The organism is Paraburkholderia azotifigens (genome assembly GCF_007995085.1).
In the GTDB taxonomy this organism is placed as follows: Bacteria; Pseudomonadota; Gammaproteobacteria; order Burkholderiales; family Burkholderiaceae; genus Paraburkholderia; species Paraburkholderia azotifigens.
In genome coordinates this window covers 1-23,741 of record NZ_VOQS01000001.1, presented here as the reverse complement: position 1 = coordinate 23,741, position 23,741 = coordinate 1, and the positions used below count along the sequence as shown (strand labels likewise).

The 23,741-nt window shown below is 64.4% G+C and carries 16 protein-coding genes, 1 tRNA gene and 4 pseudogenes; 14 read left to right on the top strand and 7 right to left on the bottom strand.

Features of this window, described 5'->3' with window-relative positions; translation table 11 throughout:
- Positions 1-51 precede the first annotated feature (51 nt).
- From FRZ40_RS00105 to FRZ40_RS00085, 5 genes are all read left to right on the top strand, one after another.
- The gene (locus tag FRZ40_RS00105) at positions 52-1,248 is read left to right on the top strand and encodes an aminotransferase-like domain-containing protein (protein ID WP_028365610.1); all 1,197 of its coding nucleotides are present in this window, start codon (positions 52-54) and stop codon (positions 1,246-1,248) included.
- A gap of 115 nt (positions 1,249-1,363) precedes the next feature.
- Positions 1,364-1,822 carry a RidA family protein gene (locus FRZ40_RS00100; RefSeq protein WP_028365611.1) on the top strand — a complete coding sequence of 153 codons (459 nt, stop codon included), beginning with the start codon at positions 1,364-1,366 and terminating at the stop codon, positions 1,820-1,822.
- A gap of 177 nt (positions 1,823-1,999) precedes the next feature.
- Positions 2,000-2,890 (top strand): PhzF family phenazine biosynthesis protein, encoded by an 891-nt coding sequence (locus tag FRZ40_RS00095; RefSeq protein WP_147232924.1) that lies wholly within the window; start codon positions 2,000-2,002, stop codon positions 2,888-2,890.
- A gap of 519 nt (positions 2,891-3,409) precedes the next feature.
- Entirely contained in the window at positions 3,410-5,785 is a 2,376-nt protein-coding gene (locus FRZ40_RS00090; RefSeq protein ID WP_028365613.1) for a bifunctional diguanylate cyclase/phosphodiesterase, read from the top strand.
- A gap of 166 nt (positions 5,786-5,951) precedes the next feature.
- Positions 5,952-7,187 carry a chromate transporter gene (locus FRZ40_RS00085; protein WP_051446297.1) on the top strand — a complete coding sequence of 412 codons (1,236 nt, stop codon included), beginning with the start codon at positions 5,952-5,954 and terminating at the stop codon, positions 7,185-7,187.
- 80 nt (positions 7,188-7,267) lie between these two features.
- Here FRZ40_RS00085 and FRZ40_RS00080 read toward each other — a convergent pair whose 3' ends face one another.
- The 5 genes from FRZ40_RS00080 to FRZ40_RS00060 all read right to left on the bottom strand — a co-directional run bounded on the left by FRZ40_RS00080 (position 7,268) and on the right by FRZ40_RS00060 (position 15,155).
- Positions 7,268-7,726 (bottom strand): CopD family protein, encoded by a 459-nt coding sequence (locus tag FRZ40_RS00080; RefSeq protein ID WP_028365615.1) that lies wholly within the window; start codon positions 7,724-7,726, stop codon positions 7,268-7,270.
- A gap of 200 nt (positions 7,727-7,926) precedes the next feature.
- A complete protein-coding gene (parC, locus tag FRZ40_RS00075; protein ID WP_028365616.1) occupies positions 7,927-10,248 on the bottom strand; it encodes a DNA topoisomerase IV subunit A in 2,322 nt (773 codons plus the stop codon).
- Positions 10,249-10,302: 54 nt separating this feature from the next.
- On the bottom strand, positions 10,303-12,288 hold the full coding sequence (locus FRZ40_RS00070) for a DNA topoisomerase IV subunit B (protein ID WP_028365617.1): 1,986 nt from the start codon (positions 12,286-12,288) through the stop codon (positions 10,303-10,305).
- Positions 12,289-12,610: 322 nt separating this feature from the next.
- On the bottom strand, positions 12,611-14,536 hold the full coding sequence (locus FRZ40_RS00065; protein WP_147232923.1) for an ATP-binding cassette domain-containing protein: 1,926 nt from the start codon (positions 14,534-14,536) through the stop codon (positions 12,611-12,613).
- A gap of 217 nt (positions 14,537-14,753) precedes the next feature.
- Complete coding sequence (locus FRZ40_RS00060) at positions 14,754-15,155, bottom strand: DUF4399 domain-containing protein (RefSeq protein WP_147232922.1); 402 nt, start codon at positions 15,153-15,155, stop codon at positions 14,754-14,756.
- A gap of 275 nt (positions 15,156-15,430) precedes the next feature.
- Between FRZ40_RS00060 and FRZ40_RS00055 the strand changes: the two genes are divergently transcribed.
- Positions 15,431-15,613, top strand: coding sequence for a rubredoxin (locus tag FRZ40_RS00055; RefSeq protein ID WP_028365620.1), 183 nt, complete (start codon positions 15,431-15,433; stop codon positions 15,611-15,613).
- Between the two features lie 96 nt (positions 15,614-15,709).
- Here FRZ40_RS00055 and FRZ40_RS00050 read toward each other — a convergent pair whose 3' ends face one another.
- Positions 15,710-16,450 carry a class I SAM-dependent methyltransferase gene (locus FRZ40_RS00050; RefSeq protein WP_147232921.1) on the bottom strand — a complete coding sequence of 247 codons (741 nt, stop codon included), beginning with the start codon at positions 16,448-16,450 and terminating at the stop codon, positions 15,710-15,712.
- Between the two features lie 123 nt (positions 16,451-16,573).
- Here FRZ40_RS00050 and FRZ40_RS00045 point away from each other — a divergent pair.
- The 8 genes and pseudogenes from FRZ40_RS00045 to FRZ40_RS44860 form a co-directional block, all read left to right on the top strand.
- Positions 16,574-16,648 (top strand) — tRNA-Arg (locus FRZ40_RS00045).
- Positions 16,649-17,115: 467 nt separating this feature from the next.
- Positions 17,116-17,388 (top strand): hypothetical protein, encoded by a 273-nt coding sequence (locus FRZ40_RS00040; RefSeq protein ID WP_147232920.1) that lies wholly within the window; start codon positions 17,116-17,118, stop codon positions 17,386-17,388.
- A gap of 406 nt (positions 17,389-17,794) precedes the next feature.
- Positions 17,795-18,118, top strand: a complete 324-nt coding sequence (locus FRZ40_RS00035) for a hypothetical protein (RefSeq protein ID WP_147232919.1) — start codon at positions 17,795-17,797, stop codon at positions 18,116-18,118.
- A 303-nt stretch (positions 18,119-18,421) separates the two neighbouring features.
- Positions 18,422-19,726, top strand: a complete 1,305-nt coding sequence (gene dcm, locus FRZ40_RS00030; protein ID WP_147232918.1) for a DNA (cytosine-5-)-methyltransferase — start codon at positions 18,422-18,424, stop codon at positions 19,724-19,726.
- On the top strand, positions 19,726-20,172 hold the full coding sequence (locus tag FRZ40_RS00025) for a very short patch repair endonuclease (protein WP_028365625.1): 447 nt from the start codon (positions 19,726-19,728) through the stop codon (positions 20,170-20,172). The genes dcm and FRZ40_RS00025 overlap by 1 nt, the downstream gene beginning before the upstream one ends.
- Before the next feature lie 186 nt (positions 20,173-20,358).
- Positions 20,359-20,867: pseudogene (locus FRZ40_RS00020) on the top strand (YbhB/YbcL family Raf kinase inhibitor-like protein).
- Positions 20,868-21,125: 258 nt separating this feature from the next.
- Positions 21,126-22,462 (top strand): annotated as a pseudogene (locus FRZ40_RS00015) (MFS transporter).
- Between the two features lie 131 nt (positions 22,463-22,593).
- A pseudogene (locus tag FRZ40_RS44860) lies at positions 22,594-23,148 on the top strand (hypothetical protein); the annotation flags it as partial.
- Positions 23,149-23,291: 143 nt separating this feature from the next.
- Here the strand turns inward: FRZ40_RS44860 and FRZ40_RS00005 are convergent.
- Positions 23,292-23,741: pseudogene (locus tag FRZ40_RS00005) on the bottom strand (trehalose-6-phosphate synthase); the annotation flags it as partial.

Sequence of the window (23,741 nt, the reverse complement as noted above, 5' to 3'; positions counted from 1 at the left end):
TAATCCCTCTTTTGACCGACCACCTGTTCCTGCTACACCGACGAGGAGACCATGAATCAAAGCGACCTCAATGCCCCGACCTGGCAACTGTCCGAACGCGCTCGCAAGCTGACCAGCTCGGCGATCCGCGAAATCCTGAAGGTCACCGAGCGGCCCGAGGTCATTTCGTTCGCGGGCGGTCTGCCGTCGCCGGCCACTTTCCCGGCCGAGGAAATGCGCGCCGCCAGCGACCGCATCCTGCGCGATGCGCCCGCCGCCGCGCTCCAGTACAGCGCGACGGAAGGCTATCTGCCCCTGCGCGAATGGGTTGCACAGCGTTATTCGGTGAACGGCGCGCAAATCCGTGCATCGCAGGTGCTGATCACCACGGGCTCGCAACAGGCGCTCGATCTGCTCGGCAAGGTGCTGGTCTGCCCGGAAAGCCCGGTGCTCGTCGAAACGCCCACGTATCTCGGCGCGCTCCAGTCGTTCTCGATGTACGAGCCGCACTACGTGCAGGTGCCGACCGATGATAACGGCCTGATCCCCGAAGGCCTCACGCCCGAACTGACGAAGGGCGCGCGTCTCCTGTACGCACAGCCGAACTTCCAGAATCCGACGGGCCGCCGTCTGCCCATCGAGCGCCGCCGCGCGCTCGCCGAATTCTCGAAGTCGGCGCCCTTCCCCGTCATCGAAGACGATCCGTATGGCGCGCTCGACTACAAGGGCGAGCCGCTGCCGACCATGCTGTCGATCGCGCCCGATCACATCGTGCATCTTGGCTCGTTTTCGAAGGTGCTCGCGCCGGGCCTGCGCGTCGGCTACATCATTGCGCCCGAAGAACTGCACTTCAAGCTCGTGCAGGCCAAGCAGGCAACGGATCTTCACACGCCGAGCTTCACGCAGCGCATCGTGCACGAAGTCGTGAAAGACGGCTTCCTCGACACGCACGTGCCAAAAATCCGCGCGCTGTATCGCGATCAGTGCGAAGCGATGCTCGGCTCGCTCGAACGCTACATGCCCGAAGGCGTCACGTGGAATCGCCCCGAAGGCGGCATGTTCATCTGGGTGTCGCTGCCGAAGCACATCGACTCGATGAAGCTGCTCGAAGAAGCCGTTGCGCAGAATGTCGCGTTCGTGCCGGGCGGCCCGTTCTTCGCGAACGAAGCGCAGCACAACACGCTGCGTCTGTCGTTCGTGACCGTGCCGCCCGCGAAGATCGACGAAGGCGTCGCGCGCCTCGCGGAACTCATCCGCGCGCGCGTTTGAGACATGCCGTAGGATGCGCACACCGTATCGCTCATGCTGCGCGCCGCCGGCGCTCATACGACGTCGGTTGCGCGCACGCTGAACGACTCTTTCCATTCATCGACGAGGACACGTCATGGCTAACGTATATGACAAGCTGAAGGAACTGGGCATCGAACTGCCCGTCGCAGGCGCACCCGCTGCCGCTTACGTGATGAGCGCGCAAAGCGGCAACACGGTCTACCTGTCCGGCCACATCGCGAAGAAGGACGGCAAGGTGTGGGCAGGCAAGCTCGGCGACAATCTGGGCACGGAAGAAGGCAAGGCCGCCGCGCGCTCGATCGCGATCGATCTGCTCGCCACATTGCACGCGCATGTCGGCGACCTGAACCGCGTGACGCGCGTCGTCAAGCTGATGAGCCTCGTGAACTCGACGCTCGATTTCACCGAGCAGCACATCGTGACGAACGGCGCATCGGAACTGATCGCCGACGTGTTCGGCGAACGCGGCAAGCATGCGCGCTCGGCATTCGGCGTCGCGCAGATTCCGCTCGGCGCATGCGTCGAGATCGAACTGATCGCTGAAGTTCAGTAAGCGTCAGCGATCGATGCAAAGTGTTCGTCACGAACACTTCTTGCTGAGATCGAACACTGATGCCAACACGCCGCCGATGATGTGAAAGCGTCATCGGCGGCGTTTTCTTGCGTGCGGTTCATGCCGCACGGCACCGCGCACCAACCCCAAGGTCGGCCATCGCACAGGAAACAGACGATGCAAGCTCACACCGTTCGCTTCAAACAGGTCGACGTGTTTACGTCGATGCCGTTCAAAGGCAATCCTCTCGCGGTCGTGTTCGATGCGGACGGACTCGACACCGAACAGATGCAGGCCATCGCACACTGGACCAATCTGTCGGAGACGAGCTTCCTGTTAAAACCGACCGACCCGTCGGCCGACTATCGCGTGCGCATCTTCACGACGCGTGGCGAGTTGCCCTTTGCCGGCCATCCGACGCTAGGCACCGCGCACGCCTGGCGCGAAGCGGGCAACCAGCCGAAACAGCCCGGCCGCATGGTGCAGCAATGTGCGGCGGGCCTCATCGAACTGGCACAGGACGAGAGCCGCGATGGCGTGTGGGCATTCGCCGCGCCGCCGGCGCGCGTCACGCCGCTCGCCGGCAGCGAGTACGCCGCACTCGCGCAGGCACTGCGCAGCGATGCAATCGATTACACGGCCCAGCCATGTGGTGTCGACAACGGTCCGCAATGGCTCGTCGTCCGTATGAATTCGGCAGCGGCCTGCCTCGCGCTCGATCCCGATGCGGCCGCGCTCGGGCGCGTCGCGCTGACCGTGGGCGCGCGAGGTCTGGCGGCCTACGGCCCGCACGAGGCAAACGGACCAGCCACTTTCGAACTGCGTTGCCTGATGATGGGCGGCGGCCTCGGCTTCGGGGAAGACCCTGTGACGGGCAGCGCGAACGCCGCGCTCGCGGGACTGTTGACCGCGCAGAACACGCGGCCCGGCATGCAATACACGGTACGCCAGGGCACGGCACTCGGCCGCGCCGGCGACGTCTACGTGCGCTATGACGACACGGCCGGCAAGATATGGATCGGCGGCGCTACTGTGACGATCGTCGACGGCACGTTCCGTCTGCCGTGAACGGGCAAACCACTTTCAGTGAAATGACAAGGGACTGAATTGACATTTGCGCGTCACCTGGATGTTCTAAAAATCCATCCGATGCGCACGTCCAATTCAACACAAACGCGGCCATTCATGCAGACTGCATGAATGCCCGCGTTGTCATGATGGCTGTCGAACTTCCATTGCGGCGACGCTGCGCGCCTGCGGGTTTTCGACGGCTCCTTTCAAACGCACGGCTGGCGCGCCTGTCCGGGCAGCAGGCGGTGTCCGCTTCAGCATCGGTCGCGTGCCCGCCCGGGCGAGCGTATACCCGATGCCCGAGCCCTTCCTTAATTATTGCCCATTCAGTAATATCAAATCATTACCGATGACCAACGGGTGGTCTGGCACGCCACCACGCCCCTGCTTCCACCCGGCAGCTGCGGCGTATCAATCCGTCGAAGCAGCCGGTTGCTTTAACATTTGCGCAGTCAACAGAAACGCATACACCGCAACACAAGCATAGCCGCAAGGCACAGGGTCACGGTCCAGCCGATGAATCAGTTCCGCCTCTCTTCCGCGCGCGACATCAGGCATCGCCTCGATCCCGCCGGAACCCGCCGACGCGCGCTGCTCGCGATTCCCGCGCTCGGCGTGCTGGTGCTCGTGCTGCTATGGACGGTGATCTTCGCGCGGCTGTCGGTTGAGAAGGAAACCACGTATCGCGAGGCCATGGCTTCGGCCGCGATTCTGTCGGCTGCACTCGAGCAGCATACGGTGAAGGCGATTCACCAGGTCGACCAGATCACGCGCTTCGTCAAATTCGAATTCGAGAAAACGCCGGGCCGTTTCGATCTCGCAAGCACGGTCGAAAAAGGCGTCGTGCAAAGCGAAACGCTTGTGCAGGTGTCGCTGATCGACGAGCACGGCAAGCTCATCGCCAACACGGCGGAGACGAATCCGAAACCGATCGACCTGTCCGATCGCGAGCACTTCAGGGTCCACGAGCACGAGAACGACGACCAGCTCTTCATCAGCAAGCCCGTGCTCGGCCGCGTGTCGGGCCACTGGACCTTGCAGATGACGCGCCGCCTGAATCATCCGGACGGCTCGTTCGCGGGCGTCGTGGTCGTATCGGAAGACCCGAGCTACTTCACCAGCGACTTCTACAACAACGCGGCGATCGGCCGCGACGGCGTGATCGCCGTGATCTCGGATAGCGGCTCCGTGCTCGCGCGGCGCACGGGCAACTCGGAGCGTGCGCAAGGCGTGTTCACGGCGACGGGCGTCTATCCCACGTCCGAACACGTATCGGGCACCTATGTCGATTCGATCGACAACGTGACGCGCATCGTGTCGTACCGGCATATCGACGGCTATCCGCTCGGCGTGCTCGTCGGCCTGTCGCAGGCCGAAGAATTCGCGGACTACAACCACACGCGCAACGTCTATCTGCTGATGGCGAGCTTCATCTCGCTCGCGATGCTCGGCTTCTTTGCCGTCGCAACGGGTTTGATCGGCAAGCTGCTCGGACGTGAGCGCGAGATGACGCATCTCGTCGAATTCGATCTGCTCACGGGACTGCGCAACCGTTACTCGACCCTGCAGAGCCTGCGGCACGAGGTGGCGCAGCCGGCCAACGTCGGACGTCTCGCCATTCTCTTCATCGACCTCGACAACTTCAAGACGGTCAACGACACGCTCGGCCACAACGCCGGCGACATCGTGCTGCAAATGACGGCCGCGCGTCTCGCCGATGCCGTCGCCGACTCGGGCGCACTGTCGCGCATCGGCGGCGACGAGTTCGTCGTCGTCATCAAGGGCGACGATGTCGAGAAGCGTTCGGTCACGCTCGCGGAAGCGACCATCGAAGTCTTCGCGAAACCGTTCGAAGTGCGCGGCAGTTCGTTCGTACTGCATGCGAGCATCGGTATCGCGCTCTACTCGGTCGCGAACGAAAGCGAAATCGACCTGCTGAAGAAAGCCGACCTCGCGATGTACAGCGCGAAGGACGCGGGCAAGAACTGCTATCAGTTCTACGCGCCGCATCTGTCCCATCGCGCGGACCATCTGATGAAGTGGGAGCAGCAGTTGCGCGTCGCGCTCGCCGACCAGCAGCTCTTCCTCGCCTATCAGCCGAAGATCGACCTGGCTCGCCGCTGCATCACCGGCTTCGAGGCGCTTGTGCGCTGGAACCATCCGCAGCACGGCCTGATTCCCGCGAACGAGTTCATTCCCGTTGCGGAATCGACGGGCCTGATCGTGCCCATCGGCGATTTCGTGATCCGCACCGCGTGCCGGCAGCTCGCGCAGTGGCAGCAGCAGGGTTACGACACGCTGTCACTTGCCGTGAATATTTCGGCGGTACAGTTCTGGCGCGGCGATCTGTACGAAACGATCTCGCACGCGATCGAGGAAACGGGTATCGCTGCGCGCCGCCTCGAACTCGAAATCACCGAGACGGCGATGATGGAGTACCCGGATCTCGTCTCCGAAAAGATCTTCGCGTTGAAGCGACTCGGCGTGCGTATCGCGCTCGACGACTTCGGCACGGGTTACTCGTCGCTGTCGTATCTGAACCGCTTCTCGGTCGACACGCTGAAAGTCGACCGCTCGTTCGTGCAGGCCATTCCCGGCGACCGCAGCGTCTGCGTGATGGTGACGGCCATCGTCAACCTCGCGCGCTCGCTCGGGCTGACGGTCGTGGTCGAAGGCACGGAGACGGAAGAACAGATCGCATGGCTCGCGGCGCTCGGCCATATCGAGGCGCAAGGCTTCCTGTTTTCGCGACCCGTTCCCGCCGAGGGCATTCCGGCGCTGCTCGAACGCTTTGGCGTCTGCGGCACGCACGGCGCGCATCGTGCACACGGCAGCGATACCGACAGCACCAGCGACGCCGCGAGCACCAGCACGAGCAACGAGTCGGCCTGAGTGCCTCGCCTGCGCCTCATTCGACGCAGGTGATGCGTCGGCCAGAAGGACGAACGGTAGCAACGCAATTCGGGCGACTCCGCTCGACCGCACATGACCTCAGCGCGCGCTGTCGCGGCCATCGACGGCGCGCGCCGCATAAGAAACTAGCCCAACAGGTGTTCGCATGCGGCCAGCCCGGCATATAACGGCGCTTCACGCGCCCGCAGGAGACGAAGCAACACGATGCAATGAGCGCGAGCCGCTCTGGACGCTGTTTCGCGTCGTGTTTGGATTGTCCGCGCTCTCGTGGGGCGGACTCGCGCTAATGGCGCAACTGGAGAACCACTACGTCGAGCGCGAGGAGCGCCTCACGCGCCTCGCTTTCTCCGACATCGTCGCACTCGCGTGGATGGTGCCAGGGCCCGTGGGCTGCAACGTCGCCGTGCAGCTCGGTCACGTGCTGCGCGGACGCGCGGGCGCATGGGTCGCGGGCCTCGCGAGCGTGCTCCCCTTCTTCATGCTGATGACCGCGTTCGCGATCTTCTACCGCACGCCGATCGTCCGCGAAGTTGCTTCGCAAACCTTGCTCAACCATTTCAGCGTCGTGCTTGGGACGCTGATCGGCGTCACCTGGTACAAGCAGACGCGCTCGCTCGTGCGCGGCCGGCTCGAATGGACAGCGGCCATACTCGGCAGCATCGGGCTGATCGGCGCGCATACGCCTGCCGCGTATATCGGCATACTCGGTGCGGCCTTCATGTCGGGCTGGGTGCGCAGCGACGCGCGCGGCGCGCGTCTGTCGACCACGCTCAGCACCGGCGACTGGCGGCTCCTGATCGGCCTGTGCGTGCTGCTGCTGATCTTCGCCGTGCCTTTGCCGCATCGCTATGAACTCGCGCTGTTGTGGCCGCGGCTTGCGGGCGCGGGGCTGACGTTGTTCGGCGGCGGCTTCTCCGCGCTGCCCGTGTTGAAGACGCTGTTCGTCACGCCTGTTGTCGGTGTGAGCGACAACGAATTCACGCTGGCCTTCTCCCTGTCGCCGCTGTCGCCGGGGCCGCTGTTGAACGTGGTGCCGTTCTTCGGCTATCTGGTCGAAGGGTGGCGCGGCGCGGTGATTGCGACGATCGCGCTCTTCGTGCCGTCGGGCTGCCTCGTCGTGCTCGCGCAGCGCCACCTGCATCAGCTGAAGACGAACCCGCGTTTCGAGCACGGCATGCGCGTGCTGCGCGCGGTGACGACGGCGTTTCTCGCCGTTGCCGTGCTGCGGATCCTGCGTAACGTGCCGTTCGAACCGGCTTATCTCGTGACGGCGCTGTTTTCGGGCGTGTGCTTCGCGAAGCTGAAGCTGCCTGTGTATGCGGTATATGGATCCGTCGCTGTTGCGTGCGGCGTGTGGCTGTATGTCGGGCACGTGGGGTGACGCGGCATCGTCGGCAGAAGGCCAATAAAAAAGCGCCGCATCTGCGGCGCTTTTCGTTTGAAGCGCGGTGACAGTGTGGATCAGAATCCGCGCGACATCACCGCTACGCCGATCGTCACGAGGCCCAGTACCAGATTGACCACGACGAGACGCCGCACCGTCGCTACGGCTCGCGCGCCATCGGGCCACTTCTGCGCCTGTACGGCGCGACGGATACGCGGAAAAACCGCGAAGCGGATGTGCCCGAAGATGAGCATCATCACGATGCCAATGCCTGCCATCGCGTGAAGCTGCCAGGTTGCGTGGCCCCCGCCGAATTGCATCAGCAGGAAACCGCCCGTCAGCAGAATGACCAGCACGGACACGCCCACCCAGTTGAAGAAGCGGCCGAACACCGATTCCCACAGCGGCAGACGCAATTGCGGCGAGAGGTCTTCGAGTGCGGGGCGCAGGCAGAAATGCGCGAATATCATGCCGCCGATCCACACGGCGACACCCAGCAGATGCAGAAAGAGCGCGACTTCAATCGCCTTGTTCATAGTTGTTTTCCGTTCCCGATGTAGCGCGCTGCCGTGATGTCCTGTCGAAAAACGCGGCATTGACATGCGCCAATGACCGCGTTCGACCAGCGACATTATGCGCAGTTCATTGCCTGCGCTGTTTTCTTTTATCGTGGCGTGTTGCGCCGTGAGAGACCCCGCTCACGGCGCTTGACTTCGCCCGATTTCGCTCGACTTCTTTAGCCCGGCAGCACCGGACGCAGCGACGTCACCTCTTTCAGCTTCGTATCCGGCGCGCGGCCCTTGCGCGCCCGCTTGCCGACGTTCGGTTCGAGCGCCTTGCCCGACAGCTCTTCTTCCGTCGGCTTGTTGCGATACACGCCTTGCAGCACGACACCCGTTTTGCTGATTGCCAGCGCCTGCGTGAGCGCTTCGTTCGGATCGAGCGCCATCAGGATCACGCCGCGGCCGCCGCCCGAGAGCGTCTTCATCTCGTCGAGGCCGAACACCAGCAGACGCCCGCCGCCCGACAGACACGCGACTTGCGTCGCGTCGGGCAGCATCGGCATCGGCGCGAGCGGCGTCGCGCCTTCGTCGATCGTCATGAACGCCTTGCCGGCCTTCACGCGGCTCACCATGTCGCCGACCTTCGCGATGAAGCCGAAGCCGTTCGACGACGCCAGCAACAGCGCCTGATCCGCCGACGCCGCGTAGTAGTGCATCAGATGCGTGCCCGATTCGAGCTCGATCAGCGACGTGACAGGGACACCATCGCCACGGCCGCCCGGCAGCTGCGCCACCGCGACGGAATACACGCGTCCCTTGCTGCCCCACGCGATCAGCATATCGGGCGTGCGGCACTGGAACGCCGCGTACAGACCGTCGCCCGCCTTGAACGTGAAGCCCGCCGGATCGAGCCCGTGGCCCTTCAGCGCACGCACCCAGCCCTTCTGAGACACGACGACGGTGACGGGCTCGTCGACCACGCGCGCTTCGAACGTCGCGCGCTTTTCCTGCTGGATCAGCGTGCGGCGGTCGTCGCCAAATTGCTTCGCGTCGGCTTCGATTTCCTTGATGAGCAGGCGCTTCATCGCCGGCTCGCTGCCGAGCAGTTCTTCGAGCCTGGCCTTCTCGTCGCGCAGTTCGGCCAGTTCCTTCTCGATCTTGATCGCTTCCAGGCGCGCCAACTGACGCAGCCGGATTTCGAGAATGTCCTCGGCCTGGCGGTCGGACAGCTTGAACGCTTCGATTAGCGCGGCTTTCGGCTCTTCCGATTCGCGAATGATGCGGATGACTTCGTCGATATTCAAAAAGACGATCATCCGGCCTTCAAGGATGTGAATCCGGTCGTTGACCTTGTTCAGACGGTGTTGCGAACGGCGCGTAACCGTCACGAAGCGGAAACCGATCCACTCGTGCAGCATCTCGCCGATGCCCTTCTGACGAGGACGCCCATCCGCGCCGACCATCACGAGGTTCAGCGTCGCGTTCGATTCGAGACTCGTATGCGCGAGCAGCGTGTTGACGAACTCGGTCTGATCGATACGGCTCGACTTCGGCTCGAACACGAGACGCACGGGCGCGTCCTTACCCGACTCGTCGCGCACGGCGTCGAGCAGACCGAGAAGCGTCTGTTTCGTCTGCAACTGTTCCGGCGTCAGCGACTTTTTGCCGAGCTTGATCTTCGGATTCGTCTGTTCCTCGATCTCTTCAAGCACTTTCTGGCCGGACGTATTCGGCGGCAGTTCGGTGATGACGAGTTGCCACTGGCCGCGCGCGAGGTCTTCGATCTTCCAGCGCGCACGCACCTTGAGACTGCCGCGGCCCGTCTCATAGGCCTGCGAGATTTCTGCTTCGCTCGAAATGATCTGGCCGCCGCCCGGGAAGTCCGGACCCGGAACATGCTGCATCAATTCGGCGTGCGTGATCTTCGGATGGCGGATCATCGCGACGGCGGCCGCCGCGACTTCGCGCAGATTGTGCGACGGGATTTCCGTCGCGAGTCCGACCGCGATGCCCGATGCGCCGTTCAGCAGCACGAACGGCAAACGCGCCGGCAACAGCTTCGGTTCTTCGAACGAGCCGTCGTAGTTCGGCATGAAATCGACGGTGCCCTGATCGATTTCGTCGAGCAGCAGTTTCGCGATCGGCGTGAGGCGCGCTTCCGTGTAACGCATCGCCGCTGCGCCGTCGCCGTCGCGCGAGCCGAAATTGCCCTGGCCGTCGATCAGCGGATAGCGCATCGAGAAGTCTTGCGCGAGACGCACGAGCGCGTCGTACGCGGACTGGTCGCCGTGCGGGTGATATTTACCCAGCACGTCGCCGACCACGCGCGCCGACTTCACCGGCTTCGCGTTGTCGCCGAGACCCATCTCGTTCATCGCGTACAGGATGCGGCGCTGCACCGGCTTCTGGCCGTCGCAGACGTCGGGCAGCGCGCGGCCCTTCACCACGCTCACCGCGTAGTCGAGGTACGCGCGTTCCGCGTAGTTGCCGAGCGTCAGCACATCGCCTTCGGGCGCGGCCGGCTCGGTAAACAGATCGGGAGTGTTGTCGTCCATCTAGATTCCGTGTCCTTGTTGGGCGCGCGTGCATCTTGCGATGCACGCCTGCGCTCAGATATCCGCTTCGACCTGGTTGCCCTTCTCTTCGAGCCAGCTGCGGCGCGACGCCGCTTCGCCCTTGCCCATCAGCATGGTCATGCGCGCGACGGTCGCGTCGAAGTCGAGTTCGCCGAGCGCAACGGGCGACAGGCGCCGCGTGTCCGGGTTCATCGTCGTGTCCCAAAGCTGCTCGGCGCTCATTTCGCCCAAGCCCTTGAAGCGGCTGATCGACCATTGCGATTCGCGCACGCCGTCCTTGCGCAGCTTGTCGAGAATCGCTTCGAGTTCGCCTTCGTCGAGCGCGTACAGCTTCTGCGCCGGCTTCTTGCCGCGCGCGGGCGCATCGACGCGGAACAGCGGCGGACGCGCGACATGCACGTGACCGCGCTCGATCAGCTGCGGGAAGTGCTTGAAGAATAGCGTCAGCAACAGCACCTGGATGTGAGAACCGTCGACGTCCGCATCGGACAAGATGCAGATCTTGCCGTAGCGCAGATTGGACAGATCGACGGTGTCGTCCGGGTTGTGCGGATCGACGCCGATCGCCACAGAAATGTCGTGCACTTCGTTGTTGGCGAACAGACGGTCGCGCTCGGTTTCCCAGGTGTTCAGCACCTTGCCGCGCAACGGCAGGATGGCCTGATATTCCTTGTCGCGGCCCATCTTCGCGGAACCGCCCGCCGAATCGCCCTCGACGAGGAACAGTTCGTTGCGGCCGATTTCCGTCGATTCGCAATCCGTCAGCTTGCCCGGCAGCACGGCAACGCCCGAACTCTTGCGCTTCTCGACCTTCTGGCCTGCGCGCGTGCGCGCCTGCGCCTGCTTGATGACGAGGTCGGCGAGCTTCTTGCCGTGCTCGACGTGCTGGTTGAGCCACAGTTCGAGCGCGGGACGCGCGAACGACGACACCAGCTTCACGGCATCGCGGCTATTCAGACGCTCCTTGATTTGCCCCTGGAACTGCGGATCGAGCACCTTCGCGGAGAGCACGAACGACACGCGAGCGAACACGTCTTCCGCAAGCAGCTTGACGCCCTTCGGCTGCAGGTTGTGCAGTTCGACGAAGCTCTTCACGGCCTGGAAAAGACCGTCGCGCAGCCCCGCTTCGTGCGTGCCGCCTGCCGGCGTCGGAATGAGGTTGACGTAGGATTCGCGCGTGAGCGGACCTTCTTCGCTCCACGCGACGACCCACGCCGCGCCTTCGCCTTCCGCGAAGGTCTCTTCGTTCGAACGCGAGCTTTCCGCGTAGCGCTCGCCTTCGAACAGCGGGATCAGCAGGTCGCTGCCCGCCATGCCTTCCATCAGATAGCCGCGCAGGCCGTCTTCGTATTTCCAGCTTTGACGCTCGCCCGTCTTTTCGTTGACGAGAATGACTTCGACGCCCGGCAGCAGCACGGCTTTCGAACGCAGCAGGCGTTGCAGCTCGCCGAGCGGCAGATTCGGCGAATCGAAGTATTTCGGATCGGCCCACGCCGTGACGCGCGTGCCCGACTTCTTGTCGGCCTTCGTCGCGGCGCGCACCTGCAGCGGCTTGACGACGTCGCCGTGCGAGAAGCTCAGCTCGGCGACCTTGCCTTCGCGCCAGACGGTCACGTCGAGGCGCGTGGACAGCGCGTTCGTCACCGACACGCCGACGCCGTGCAGGCCGCCCGAGAACGTGTAGGCGCCGCCTGCCGCCTTGTCGAACTTGCCGCCTGCGTGCAGGCGCGTGAAGACGATTTCGACGACGGGGACGCCTTCTTCCGGGTGCATCCCGAACGGAATGCCGCGGCCGTCGTCGTCGACGGAAACGGAATGATCGGCATGCAGCGTGACGGTGATCTGACGGCCATAGCCGCCGAGCGCTTCGTCGGATGCGTTGTCGATGACTTCCTGAATGATGTGCAGCGGATTTTCGGTGCGCGTGTACATGCCGGGCCGCTGCTTGACCGGCTCCAGGCCTTTGAGCACCTTGATCGATGCTTCGCTATACGCGGCGTTTGGCTTTTTCGTTGACATGGCTTGCTGAGGTCCGTCGGTTCATCGTTGTCCACATGTCTTGTGGACAGGTGCGTGGACAATGCGTTGAGTTTTCAAAAAAAGCGAAACGAAACAACGGAGTGCGTGCGCTGCGCGACTTGCGTGCAGCGGTTTTCGGTTTGCCTTGTCTGCTTTCCGCGGTCTTCCGGCGAGCCCGTTGCGGGCGATACGCTGGAACGACCGTGGGAAGCAGGTCCGCGGGTATTTTACTGATTTCGATGCGCGGGGCAATTTAGATGAGGGGTGTAGGACGGATGACGGGGATGCATGGTGCACCCCCGTCGTGCTCCCGGCGGGCGGGCTACTTCTTCTTGCTCTCCAGCTCATCCCACCTCTCGATCGCCACGAGCAATTCCTCGTCGATGGCCGCATAGCGCTCGGTCAGCCGCGCGCCCTCCTGCGCATCCTTGACGAAGATCGAGCCCTCCTCGATCTGCGCGCCGATTTCCTTCTGCTCCGCTTCGAGCGCCGCGATCTGTCCAGGCAACGCCTCGAGTTCGCGCTGTTCCTTGAATGAAAGCTTCACCGTGCGCTGCGCATTGCGGCCCGCCGCGCTGTCCTTCGGCGCGGCTTCCTTTGGCGGCTCTTTCGGCGCGTCCTGTTGCGCGAGCTGCCCGGAACGGTCACGCTGGATCTGCCAATCGGTAAAGCCGCCGACATACTCGCGCCACTTCCCCGCGCCTTCCGACGCGATCACCGACGTCACCACGTTATCCAGAAACGCGCGGTCGTGGCTCACCAGCAGCACCGTGCCGTCATAGTCCGTCAGCAGTTCTTCGAGCAGTTCGAGCGTCGGGATGTCGAGGTCGTTGGTCGGTTCGTCGAGCACCAGCACGTTCGCCGGCCGCGCAAAGAGACGCGCGAGCAGCAGACGGTTACGCTCGCCGCCCGACAGCGACTTGACGGGCGAACGCGCGCGCTCGGGCGCGAACAGGAAGTCGCCGAGATAGCTCATCACGTGCTTTTTCTGGCCGTTGATCTCGACCCAGTCGCTGCCCGGGCTGATCGTGTCGGCAAGGCTCTTTTCCAGATCGAGCTGCGCACGCATCTGATCGAAATAGGCGACTTGCAGGTTGGTGCCGACGCGCACCTTGCCGTCGTCCGGCTGCAGCTCGCCGAGGATCAGCTTGAGCAGTGTCGTCTTGCCCGCGCCGTTCGGACCGACGAAACCGATCTTGTCGCCGCGCATGACCGTGGTCGAAAAGCGGTCCACGACCGCGCGCTCGCCGTAGCGCTTCGTCACGTCCGTGAGTTCGGCGACGATCTTGCCGGACTTTTCGCCTTGCCCGACGTCGAGCTTCACGTTGCCCTGCACGTTGCGCCGTTCCGCGCGTTCGTTGCGCATCTGCACGAGCCGCGCGATGCGGCCGACGCTGCGCGTGCGCCGCGCCTCGACGCCCTTGCGGATCCACACTTCTTCCTGCGCGAGCAGCTTGTCGAACTTCTCGTTTTCGACGCGCTCCACTTCGAGCTGCTGCGCCTTGCGCGTCTGATACGCGGAGAAATTGCCGGGATACGACAGCAGGCGGCCGCGATCCAGCTCGACGATGCGCGTCGCGACGCGATCGAGAAACGCGCGGTCGTGCGTGATGAACAGCAGGCCGGCGCGCTGGGCGACCAGCAATTCTTCGAGCCAGCGGATGCCGTCGAAGTCCAGATGGTTGGTCGGTTCGTCGAGCAGCAGGACGTCCGGCTGCACGACGAGCGCGCGCGCCAGTGCGACGCGCTTCTGCATGCCGCCCGACAGCGAGCCGACACGCGCATCGCCGTCGAGACCGATCTGCGCCAGCGTCGTAGCGACGCGCGTGCGCCAGTTCCAGGCGTCCGTCGCATCGAGCGACGACTGCAGCACGTTCATGCGTGCAAGCAACGCGTCGTGCTGCGCGCCTTCCGGCGTTTCCGCCAGCTCGTGCGCGACCGTGTTGTATTCGTCGAGCAGCGCGCTCGCCCGCGTGAGACCCGCCGCGACTGTATCGAACACCGTCGCGTCGCCGTCGAATTCGGGTTCCTGCGGCACGTACACAGTGACGAGATCCTGCTGGCGCGTGATCAGCCCGTCGTCTGGTCTGGCGAGCTCGGCGACGATCTTCAGCAGCGACGACTTGCCTGCGCCGTTACGGCCGATCAATCCGACGCGCTCGCCGGCTTCGAGTGAGAAATCCGCGTGATCGAGCAGCGCGACATGGCCGAACGCCAGTTGCGCGCCCGTAATGGTGTAAAGCGACATGGAAAAATGAGGAAACCAGCGATGAGTCGGAAGCGCTCATTGTACCGGTCGGCGGCGCGGACGCCGACGGGATGCGGGCCGACGGATGGCATAGGACGAATGGCAGACATGCGTCGTCAACCTGAAAGGCAGAACCTGCGAACGCCCTGCGCCGAGGGCGTTCGCAGCGGCGGCAGACGGCTGCCGCCAGCGCTTCGCGCGAGAAACGCGGTTCAGCTCACTTCACGTGAATCGTGATCGTCTTGCTCATCTCGGGACCGTACGAGCGGTGCGCGCCGTCGCCAAAATCGAGCGTCAGCGTGTGGTCGCCGGGCGGCAGCGTGAGTTCGGTTTCCGTCTGGCCCTTGCCGAAATGCAACGACTTGTCGTTGGCGGGGATCACTTCGCCTTTCGGCAACGGCTGTCCGTCGACGATCAGATGGTGATGCCCCGTGCCTTCCGTCATCGTGCCGGCGGGCACGATCTTCATGCCTTCGACGGCAAATTTCACGTGGACGGGGTTGCTCACCGTCGCGCCGTCCTTCGGCTCGACGAAAGAGACGCCCGCGGCATGCGCCACGCCCGACATGACCAGCATGCCCGCGCACACTGCGCCGAGCCACCATTTCTTGTTCAGCATCGTTTTCTCCTTGGCTAGAGCGGCTCGACGGGCACGGCGCGCGTCAGTGCAGTCGCACACGGCCACAACCGCATTGAAAGGATACACGCTCGATCCGCACCCGCCAGCGAGCGAATCGCCCGGCGGGACGCCGCTTCGCGTTGATCCGGAACGGTAAACGGCATGGAAAGCGCGGGGCTTCCGGTGAATTCCGGTAATATTGCGGGTCGCCGCCGGATGCCCCATAAAGGGGCAGATGGGCGGATTGTGCATTGAATCAATGAAGAGCGTGTGTCGTGAGTGAAGTGATCGAATACAAGAGCTGGGTCTGCCTGATTTGCGGCTGGATCTACAACGAAGAGGAAGGTCTGCCCGAGGAAGGCATCGCGGCGGGTACGCGTTTCGCCGACATCCCGGAAGACTGGCGTTGCCCGCTGTGCGACGTGGGCAAGGCGGAATTCGCCGTGGTCGAGTTCTGATCGACTGCTCCGTTCGGAAAGCGTCTGCGGTATCGAGCGGTTCGTGGGTCACCTGCCCACGGGCCGCTTTTGTTTTTTGCGGCGCCACTGCCGCAATCAGCCACGCGTCGCGACGACGATCAGTTCGCGGCTCGCTTCGTGAACGGGCGAGCGGAACCAGTCGCCGAACCATTCCATTTCGCTGAAACCCGCGTTGCGAAGTGCGTCGTCGAGTTCGGTCCGGGTGCGAAAACGCAGTTCGCTGACCGAGACGACGGTGTCGCCGTCGCCGGCGAATCGATAGCAGGTCTCGAACCGGACGCGGCCAGGCTTCACATCGACGGGTTGCTGCCAGATTTCGACGGCCCCGTGCCGAGTGTCGTCGATCATGCGGCGCGACTTTTCCGGCGTCCACGCCGTCCACGGCGACACAAGCGGATTGCGGCTCTCGAAAGCGAGCCGCCCGCCGGGGCGCAATGCTGCGTGCGCAGCAGCCAGCGTGATGTCGAAGCTGGTGTCGTCGAGAAAAACCTGCGCGACATGCCCCGTCATCACGGCCAGGTCGGCGTTCATGGCGCCGAGCCGCGCCGCGTCGCCTTCGATCCATTTCACCCGCCCGCCGCCTGGCCTTCCGCGCGCGACGTCAAGCATCGCGCGCGACGGATCGACGCCCGTCACGATGTGGCCTCGCTGGGCCAGTTCACACGCGAGCAAGCCGGTGCCGCAGCCGATATCGACAACGCGCGATGCTTCCGTGCGCGCGGCAAGATCGAGATAGAAGCGGGTATCGGCGGCAAACGGGTTGAGCGCGTCGTAGAGCGCGACGAGACGCGGATCGGAGTAATGTGAATCGGTCATTGCGCCGATGGTAGCCGCGCCACCCGCGACGCGCCACGGCGCGCTTGCGGTAGCGCAGACGCGCACCGAAAGCCGCTTTGGCAAGGCGGGCGATTTGCTATACTCTGCGCTCGTCGGCGGCCCCTCCCCGTAGTTCAATGGATAGAACGAGTGCCTCCTAAGCGCTAGATACAGGTTCGATTCCTGTCGGGGGGACCACATCGGCGACGGACGACGCCAAATGAAAAACCCGCAACAGCTCGCGCTTTGCGGGTTTTTTGTTTGCTACAGCGTGATGACCGAACCATCGCGCCGCGCCATCCCGGTCCAGGGCGATCAACGCCGGCGCACTACCTGAACCTTGGCCAGTTGCTGGTCGCGCTGATCGAAGAATCGGGCGAGCGCAAACAGCGACGCGGCGGCAAACGGCCAAAGCACGAAGAAGGTAGCGAGCATGATCGACTCCAGAGCGAAACATTTGTAACAAGTCTACCGGCTTGCTTTGTAAAGAAAACTACCGGAATTGCCAAAACACAGTTCCCTTTTTTGATAGTCAAGGCGAACAGGCCCGCCTGGCACGGGCTGGACGGTACATCCAGGCGTCGTTTGCATCGCATCGAAGCCACCCGACCGTGACAAAATCACGCATTTCGCGCATCAGCAGCCAGCACAACGAAGGACATCTCATGGACATCAACAAGCAAGTCGCCGCCCTCACCACTTCCGAACTGCAAACGGCGGGCGCCAGCCAGGCGACGGCCATCGCGGTCAGCGTCCTGCTGCGCCATATCAACTCGCCCGAACTGTCAAAGCTGCTGAACTCGGCGTTCGAAAACCATCAGGCCGTCATGCTGCAGACGCCGTGGCCCGACCAGATGCTGCAATCGTTCGAAGCGACGCGGCGCTTCCTGGAAGGTGCCGCCCAGCCGGGCGCCGCGACTCCCGATCAACCCGTCTGATGCGTCGTGTCGTGGCTCGCCGCGACACGACGCGAAATAGCCGCGCGTCCGGGCGTCCCGCCATGCCCCCGACGTCCGCGGCACAGGGCTTTCGCGCGAGCGCCGCGACCCAGTGTGCGCTCTCCCACCTAATACGGCATTTGTCTGCGGACGGGCATCCGGCATCCTCCTATCATTGCTTCACTCACTTGATATGTCAGGTCGACCGATGCCCTACCCCTACAACCTCGCAGTCGCCGCCGGCCTGATGATCGTCGTGCTGACCTGCAGCCTCGCCCTTGCGCTGACGTGAGTTGAGCGCCATCGCGGCGGGCGCCGCGAGATATTCGGCGGACCAGGCGCAAGCGGCGCAAAAATATTTTCGGACCGACCCTAAAGTTTTCCAAAGGCCTGCCGTAGTGCGGGCATGGACACTTACCTCACTTCGTCGGCGGGATCGTTCAAATCGACTCTGATCGATCAGGACATCGCGCACATTGCCCGCGTCATGCGGCCTTCGATGCATGGCGACCTGGGTGGGGCGATTCTCCCCGCCGACTACTGGCGCCGGCGCCTGTTCGAGCTGCTCGAAGCCGAGCATCTGACCAATTCCCAGCTCTGCGCGATCGACGACCTGCTGCTGCAACTCGACGACCTGTGCACGAAGGAACTGGCGCCGCTGCCCGTGCCGACCGCGCGGCCCGCAGCATCGCGCGACACGAACCGTCACCGCGTACGCCGCCAGCGCTAAGCCAGCAGACAACGCCGTGAAGGCAACAGGCGGCCCGCTTCGCCGCTGCCTCGCTGCGCCCGCTGCATTTAACATTCATTGACCCGGCGCGCATCCTTCCCCGAAGCTGCTGCCAGCAGCGCGAACACCCGGCGACATAGCGACAGTCTCATCTGGCGCGTCGCCGGGGCTGCCTTCCTTCTTCCCCCGTGCGTACTCGCGGACGCATCCTCGCGGGAAAATTTGCCCCGCAACACCCGACGATCGCAAATCGGGGACATTCATAGGTCATAATGTCCGCAAAAATACCCAGCAAGGACTCCTGTGACTCAGGCTTCACCGCTTGAACTGCTGAAGCAGGCGCGCACCCGCTTCACACAAAAAGAAATCGCCGCGCATGTCGGCAAAGACATCAAGACGGTGCGCCGCTGGGAGAAGGGCGAAACGCCGTGCCCCGCCATGCTGGAACCGGCGCTATACGCGCTGCTGCATGCGTCGACGGCGCGCAATGGCGCACAGCACGCAGACAACGGCTCGCGCGTGAACTTCATCGACCTGTTCGCCGGCATCGGCGGCATTCGCATGGGCTTCGAGGCGCACGGCGGCCAATGCGTGTTCACCAGCGAGTGGAACGATTTCTCGCAGAAGACCTATCGTGAGAACTTCGGCGAGAACTTCGGCGAAGACTTGGGCGAAGGCGCACCGCAGCACACGTTGATCGGCGATATCGTCACGTTTCCCGCCGAAGCCGTTCCCGAGCACGATATCCTGCTCGGCGGCTTTCCGTGCCAGCCGTTTTCGATCGCGGGCGTCAGCAAGAAGAACGCGCTCGGCCGGCCGCACGGTTTCGAATGCACGACGCAAGGCACGCTTTTCTTCGATGTCGCGCGCATCATCGCCACGCGCCGTCCCGCTGCGTTTCTGCTCGAAAACGTGAAGAACCTGCTTTCGCACGACAAGGGCCGCACCTTCGACGTGATCCTGCAAACGCTGCGCGACGAACTCGGCTACGAGGTGCATTACCGCGTGATCGACGGCGCGCATTTCACGCCGCAGCATCGCGAGCGGATCATCATCGTCGGCTTTCGCGGCAAGACATCGTTTTCGTGGGACGACCTGCGCCTGCCCGAAGAAGGTCCGCGGCTCGCGTCGATCCTGCACCGGACGGACGGCAGGGAACCCATCCTGCCGTGGGACGGCGACCGGTTCTTCGATCACGCGGCGCGCGGCGTGCAACCGAAATACACGCTGACGCCCAAACTCTGGACCTACCTGCAGAACTACGCGGACAAGCATCGCGCGGCGGGCAACGGCTTCGGCTATGGAATGGCCTATCCGCAGAGCGTGACGCGCACGCTGTCGGCGCGCTATCACAAGGACGGCAGCGAGATCCTCGTGTATCAGGGCGACAAGCAGCGCCCGCGCCGCCTGACGCCGCGCGAATGCGCGCGGCTGATGGGCTTCCCCGATACGTACCGCATTCCCGTCAGCGATACGCAGGCATATCGCCAGTTCGGCAACAGCGTGGTGGTGCCCGTGATGCGCGAAGTCGCGCGCATCATGCTGCCGCATGTGCTCGCGCTGACGCGCGCGACGCATCGCGCAGGCACGGCGGAACTGGCGGCCTGATGGTCGACATCGTCGACGCGGCCACGCGCAGCCGGATGATGTCCGGCATTCGCGGCCGCAACACCAGGCCCGAAATCCTGATCCGCAGCCTGCTGCACCGGCGCGGCTTCCGTTTCCGGCTCGACGCACGCGATCTCCCCGGCCGCCCCGACATCGTGTTGCCGCGCTATCGCGCGGTCATCTTCGTGCATGGCTGCTTCTGGCATGGTCACGACTGCCATCTCTTCAAATGGCCGCAGACGCGGCCCGAGTTCTGGCGCGACAAGATCGGCCGCAATCGCGCGAACGACGCCCGCGCGCAGGCCGCGCTGCTCGACGGCGGCTGGCGCGTGGCAACGGTGTGGGAATGCGCCTTGCGCGGAGCGAACAGAGATATCGACGGCGTGTTGCAACGGCTGGTCGGCTGGCTGCACGGCGACGCGCCGCTGCACGAAGAACGCGCCTGACGCGCGCGTTGAAGCCGTAGACGGAAAGCCTGTCAGCGCTTTGCGCGCGGCGAACATTGCACGGCGCCGGTGCTACACTCGATTGGCTCACTGGAGCTTCGAACGCAGTCTTCTGGCGGTCTCATACCTGCGGTATCACAGCGGCTCCCGTCCCATCCTGGAACCACCCACCGAAGGAGGCGCATGATGGCTGATTTCCGAATCTGGTCCGACGACTTCCCCGCCAACGGCTTCATGTCGAAGTCGCAGGAGATGAACGATAAATCGTTCGGCGTCGCCGGCGACGGCGAGAACATCTCGCCCGCGCTGCAATGGGACGCGCCGCCCGCCGACACGCAAAGTCTCGCGCTCACCGTCTTCGATCCCGACGCGCCCACGGGCAGCGGCTTCTGGCACTGGGTGGTCGTCAACATCCCTGCCGATGCGCGCTCGCTGCCGCGCAACGCGGGCAAGGCCGACGGCAGCCTGCTGCCGCGCGGCGCGCTGCAGTTTCGCAACGACTACGGCACGCTGGGCTTTGGCGGCGCGGCGCCGACGCGCGGCGACAAGCCGCATCGCTTCGTCTTCCGCATTCATGCGCTGAAGGTCGCGAACTGCCTCTCGCCGCCGACGCGACGAACGCCGTCGCCCGCTATATGACGCATCTGAACGAAATCGATTCGGCCACGTACACAGGCCTGTACGAACTCAAGTAGCGGCGGCGCTCGATCGTCACGATCTGCACGACCGGGCATGCACGCCGCGCGCTGCATGCCCGGCCGGCGGATTCGACGGTCTTCACGGCAGCAGGAATCACAATCCTGGGCTCTAATATCGACGATACGCGACCGCCCTGCCGCTCATCACAACAACACAATGCAAGCCTCTTCGTCGACGGACACCGCCCTTCACCGGGCGCTTCGCACTCCCCAGCCTCCTCTGCCGCCGCGCCGGACGCCGAACCGGGACTCCCCATCCCGCAGCGCTACTGGGCAATCCTCGTCGTCGCGCTCGGCATCACGCTTGCCGTTCTCGATAGCGCGATCGCCAACGTCGCGCTGCCGACCATCGCGCGCAACCTGCACGCGAGCGCCGCCAGCTCGATCTGGGTCGTCAATGCGTACCAGCTGTCGGTGACCATTTCGCTGCTGCCGCTGTCGTCGCTGGGCGACCGTGTCGGCTACCGGCGCGTGTATCTGGGCGGTCTGGTACTGTTCACGGTTGCCTCGCTCGGGTGCGCACTCGCCACGTCGCTGCCGACGCTCGCGCTCGCTCGCGTGATCCAGGGCTTCGGCGCGGCGGGCATCATGACGTGAACACCGCGCTCGTGCGCATGATCTATCCGAAGTCGCGTCTCGGGGCGTGGCATCGCGATCAACGCAATGGTCGTGGCCGTGTCGTCGGCGGTCGGACCGACGGTCGCATCGGGTGTTCTCGCCATCGCGTCGTGGCCGTGGCTGTTCGCGATCAATGTGCCGATCGGCGTCGCGGCCGTTGCCGTCGGCCTGCGCGCGCTGCCGCGAAACGAGCCGCATCCGTCGCCGTACGACTATCCCAGCGCCGTAATGAACGCGTTCGTGTTCGGCCTGCTGATCTTGCCGTCGGCGGCCTCGGTCACGGCGAGCGTTACGGCTTTGTCGCCGTCGAGCTGATCGGCGCAATCGTGATCGGCTATTTCTTCGTGCAACGGCAACTCACGCAATCCGCGCCGCTATTGCCGTCGATCTGCTGCGCATTCCCATCTTCGCGCTGTCGGTGGGCACGTCGGTATGTTCGTTCAGCGCGCAGATGCTCGCGTTCGTGTCGCTGCCGTTCCTGCTGCAAACCATCTCGGTATGTCCCAGGTCGAGACAGGGCTGCTGATGACGCCGTGGCCGCTCGTCATCGTCGGCGCGGCGCCGCTGTCGGCGTGCTGTCGGACCGCCTCTCGGCAGGCTGGCTCGGCGGCCTCGGACTTGCGACGCTGGCCGCCGGCCTGCTGCTGCTCGCGACGCTCGGCGCGCATCCGACGGCGTTCGACATCGTGTGGCGCATGGCGCTGTGCGGCCTGGGCTTCGGCACTTTCCAGTCGCCGAATAACCGGACGATGCTGTCGGCGGCGCCGCGCCATCGCAGCGGGCGGCGCGAGCGGCATGCTCGGCACCGCGCGCCTCACGGGCAGACGCTCGGCTCGGCCCTCGTCGCGCTGATTTTCGGCATCGCGCCGCAATATGGTCCCGTGATCACGCTGTACGTGGCAGCGTGCTTCGCCGCCGCGGGGCCTTTCGTCAGCATGCTGCGCGTCGCGCAAAGCCCGGCGGCGGGCGCGTGACGCGCGGCTTCCGCTCGCGCGCTTTGCGCCTATTCTTGTAGACGAAGCCTTCGGAGGCCGTCGTCTGTCGCGATCTCGGCGAAGGCTTCATTCTGGCGTTGAACCTCCGCCTTTGCACACCAGGAGGCGCCATGTCACTCATCGTCGCTGGACGCTTCACCACTTTCCCGGCCGCCGAAGACGCCGCGCAAACGCTCTTCGATCACGGTTTCCGGGGAAGACGTCACGCTGTTTTCGTCAATCCGCGCGGCCAGCACGCGCGCCATCCGCTCGACGAACACGCTGCCGCACACCATTTCGCCTGCGCCGCCCCCGGCGATGCGCCGCCATCACCACGCGGTGACGATCGGCGCCGTCGCGGGTGCCGTGATCGGCGTCGCAGTGTTCGCGGCCTTTGCTGCGTCGGTGCCCGCCGTGATCATCGCGGCGGGCGTCGGCGCGTATCTGGGTTTGCTCGTCGGCAAAATGATGCACACACGCGCAGCGAGCCGCACGAACATCACGACGTCGTGCATCACGAGTTGCGCAACTCGGGCGTGCTGGTCGCCGTGCACGTGAGCCCGGAGAACCAGATGGAAGCGGCACGGCTGCTGCGCGAAGCGGGCGGCGCCGACATCGAACGCGCGACGGGCCACTGGCAGCGCGGCAAGTGGGCGGACTTCGATCCGCGCCAGACGCCCGTGCCTCGAACTGACCCAGCAGCAGGCCTGAAGCGTCGCGTGGCCGGGCTGGAAACGGAAACGGCAGCCTCTGCAGGCTGCCGTCTGGAAACACGCGCGTTCGCTCGAAGCCGCGCTGCCTTATGCCGCGCTGCCTTATGCCGTCACGCTCACACCGTCACGTCCGCGCGCTTGACGGCCTTCTCCGTCACCGATGAAGCCGTCGCGACATGGCGCAAGTCCGCGAGGAACGTATCTCGCCATACCGACAGGTTGTTTTCGCGCAGCGGCGCATCATGTCCGCGTGACGCGCCTGCCGCTCCGCGAGCGGCATCGACAGCGCGCGCTCCAGCGCCTCGGCCATCTGCGACAGATCGAACGGATTCACCACCAGCGCGCCGGGCAGCTGCTCGCAGCGCCCGCGAACTGCGACAGCACCAGCACGCCGGGATCCGCGGGATCCTGCGACGCGACGTATTCCTTCGCGACGAGATTCATGCCGTCGCGCAGCGGCGTCACATAGCCGACCTGCGACTGGCGGAACAGCGCCATCAGCAGATTGCGCTCGTATTTGCGGTTCAGATACTGGATCGGCGTCCAGTCGAGCTGCGCGAAGCGGC